Origin of the sequence: Sellimonas catena (assembly GCF_027924685.1) — a bacterium.
GTDB classification, from domain to species: Bacteria; Bacillota; Clostridia; order Lachnospirales; family Lachnospiraceae; genus Sellimonas; species Sellimonas catena.
On sequence record NZ_BSBO01000076.1, the window covers coordinates 1 to 3,296 of the forward strand.

The window sequence follows — 3,296 nt, forward strand, 5'->3', positions numbered from 1 at the left end:
CATAAAGATTACCTTCTTTTCTAGGATAGCTCTATTATACAGCAAGAGAAGCATTTCGGCTTGTATTTACTACAAAATATATGAACTTTTCAAGGTGCTATAGACAGGCTTTTGACCCCAATATCATCCTATCTACCCATATAACAAATTAAATGTCAATATGTTACACATAAAAAGAGAGGGCCGCTCCATCATCTGATTTGGATGACTTTACGACCCTCTCTACGCTTTGGACTCCATCATTTATATCCCATAAATTGGTCAGTGCTAAACTTCCATTGTACCTGAATTCTTTTTAGCAAGCCCTCTTATCAATACGCCAATCAATACGACTGTATCTACAACTAACATTGCTATAATATTTTTTACTATTCCATAAATAAAAAGTATAGAAAAAAGTTCCACTGATAAAGCAAGGAAGCACATATAGTTTGTTAAATACTCTGTCATAACCTCACAATAAAAATTCATCTGCAATTTTCCGTAAATAATCGGCCTGACAAAATAACGGATTACAATACACGCTATCGGATAAGCAAAAATAAATTTCTTGTCCACCAATGAGGACACTGCCCCATCGCTCCACTGTACAGGAATTTTCGGCGGCAACTTTGTGTAAAACAATAAAGCTATCAATAAGCATACTACCGTAATTATTGTCCATGTAACAAAGCTCCCCCATATATACAAAAAGCTAACCGAATCCAATTTGAACACAGGCTTATTATCACTCCAATATTTCTCTAATTCTGCCACATACTGTTCTACTTTTAAGTCACTATACTCTATAGTTTCTTCGTCAAGCATTTTTTCACACAGTTTTTTTGCTCTGTTTAATTCACTAATCTGACCTCTTAGTATTTTATTTTGTTTTTGGATCACTTCCCGTAATGATACGTTTTCTGATATAATACTTCGTATATCCTCAATAGAAATTCCCAATGTTCTAAGATATGCAATCTTTTTAAGATTCTCTATATCGCTATTGGAATAGTCTCTATAACCGTTTCTTTCATTTCTTACAGGAACAATCAGTTTTTCTTTTTCATAAAAGCGTACATTTGAACGTGATAACCCTGTCAGTTTTTCAACCTCTTTTATTGTCATATCATGCACCTCTTCTCAAGCACCTATATTCTATTTTTGAATATAAACTATAAACAGGGTTTACAGTCAAGCAGAACTTGCAGCAATCAACACCTTAAGCTCTGAAGAACTACATTGTTTTATTAAGTTTACACCATTCTTTATTCATGTTCTATTCCTTCTCAAATTGCATATTCTCGAATCTGCCCTCCCTTCATTTACCGAAAAAAACTTGAATCCTATTTTCGATTTCAGAACGATATGATAGAATGGGGAGGAAATTGAGAGAATACGGGGAGAATATATATGAATCTGAAAGCAAAACTGGAAAAACTCAGGGAACACCCATTGGTTCAGGTCTTGGAAAATAATCCTGGAAACCCGCGCACACTGGCATTGATCGAGCCCTTATGGGGCATTCCTTACAATCTGATCGCACCGTTTGCCACGCTGTACATGTACACCCAGGGCATCACAGACGTGCAGATCGGTCTGATTCTATCCATCGCCATGGTGTTTCAAGTGTTTTTCTCATTTTCCGGTGGCATCCTGACCGATAAAGTCGGTAGAAAATTCACCACCATGATGGGCGACTTCTTTGGTTGGGCACTGGCTTGTCTCGTATGGGCTATATCCGACAACTTCTGGCTGTTTTTACTCGCTGCCGTCCTGAACTGTTTTGAGCAGATCAACCAGACCGCGTGGTACTGTCTGCTGATCGAGGACGCACGCTCAAAAGACCTTGTCAATATCTACACCTGGGTGAGCATCGGCGGTCTGGTGTCCATCTTCTTTGCACCGCTTTCCGGCTTGTTTGTCAATGCCTATTCGGTAGTACCGGTTGTGCGTGTTCTGTATCTGCTTTTCACCGTGTCGATGATCATCAAAATGCTCATCACCTTGAAATTCTGCAGGGAAACAAAGCAGGGGAAAATCCGACGTGCCGAAACCAAGGGTGTTTCCGTTTTCCAAATGCTCGGCGAATATCGGCAACTGATTCCTTACCTTCTGAAGGACAAGGGCGCTCTGAAGGCCGTTGCCGTTTCGGTCCTGCTGTATATCAGCAATATGGTAAACACCAACTTTTTCGGGCTGTATGTAACCCAAAGGCTCGGGCTTTCTGAAAACTACCTGGCCGTGTTTCCGATTTTAAACGCTGCCGTCATGCTTGTCTTTATGGTCGGTATCCAACACCGTATGAGCGTTGCAAAATTCAAGGTTCCGCTGTGGACCGGGCTCGTTCTGTACTGTGCAGCTGCTCTGGTGTTGATTCTCTCTCCTGTCAACAGTTTAGTGCCTGTTCTTGTCTACGTATTCACTGCTGCCGTTGCCGCCGCATTGGTGAATCCGCGCAAGGATGCACTGCTCCAGCTCAGCATCAACGCACAGGAGCGCGCGCGCCTGAACGCTCTGATCATGGCCTCAACCATTGCACTCTCCTCTCCGTTCGGCTACCTGGCCGGATGGCTTTCCAGCCTGGACCGCCGTCTGCCCTTTATATTTACCATCGCGCTGTTCATTCTGGCGATGTTGGTCATCGGCCACATTCAGGATCCCCAAACAGAGGAAGCACGCGCCTGAATAAAACGACTGCATCCTCCATTTGTCGGGAAAATAAATTTAACAAACTCAGACAAACAGAGAGCCGGAAAGTCCGCTGTTTATGCGTCTTCCCGGCTCTCTGTTTACTATTCGCCACCAACATATAACATAATTGTTAAATGCCAAGTTGACTTTTATGGGTTTTTATATTCGTAATATCCTTATTTTACTAATTATCCATGGTTTCCGACCAAACAGGTATCATACGGGTATCACGAATATTTCTCCTTAATCGCCCTATCTACATGGTGCTAACACCATGTAATTCTATCCAATAAGCCAGGATTTATAGGGACTTTACCGTACCTTTTTGAAAACAATTAGTCGTCATCCCAAGACGTTCCCATCAGCTCTTTTATCTCAGCACCAGTCGCATAATCGCAACTAATTTCTTCAACCGCACAACTCTCACAAACATCACCGTTTGGATAGTATTCATTATATATTCCAGCCCCATAAGAACGACCGATTCGTCTTCTTGTGGATATACCGGTGCGCTGAAAGCGCCTGTCCGGTGTTTTGGAAATCACCTGTCCGAAAAGAGGAAATCACTGTTCCAGACAGATAATAAATGTGGCGGAGCCGCCATCCTGAAAAATAGAACCTCC

At 42.0% G+C, this 3,296-nt stretch carries 2 protein-coding genes; one reads left to right on the plus strand and one right to left on the minus strand.

Annotation, left to right across the window (positions count from 1 at the left end; translation table 11 throughout):
• Positions 1-267: 267 nt before the first annotated feature.
• Positions 268-1,107 carry a MerR family transcriptional regulator gene (locus Selli1_RS17975; protein ID WP_118636683.1) on the minus strand — a complete coding sequence of 280 codons (840 nt, stop codon included), beginning with the start codon at positions 1,105-1,107 and terminating at the stop codon, positions 268-270.
• Positions 1,108-1,392: 285 nt separating this feature from the next.
• On the opposite strand from Selli1_RS17975, the gene Selli1_RS17980 reads away from it, so the two are divergent.
• On the plus strand, positions 1,393-2,667 hold the full coding sequence (locus tag Selli1_RS17980) for an MFS transporter (protein ID WP_087166892.1): 1,275 nt from the start codon (positions 1,393-1,395) through the stop codon (positions 2,665-2,667).
• Positions 2,668-3,296 lie beyond the last annotated feature (629 nt).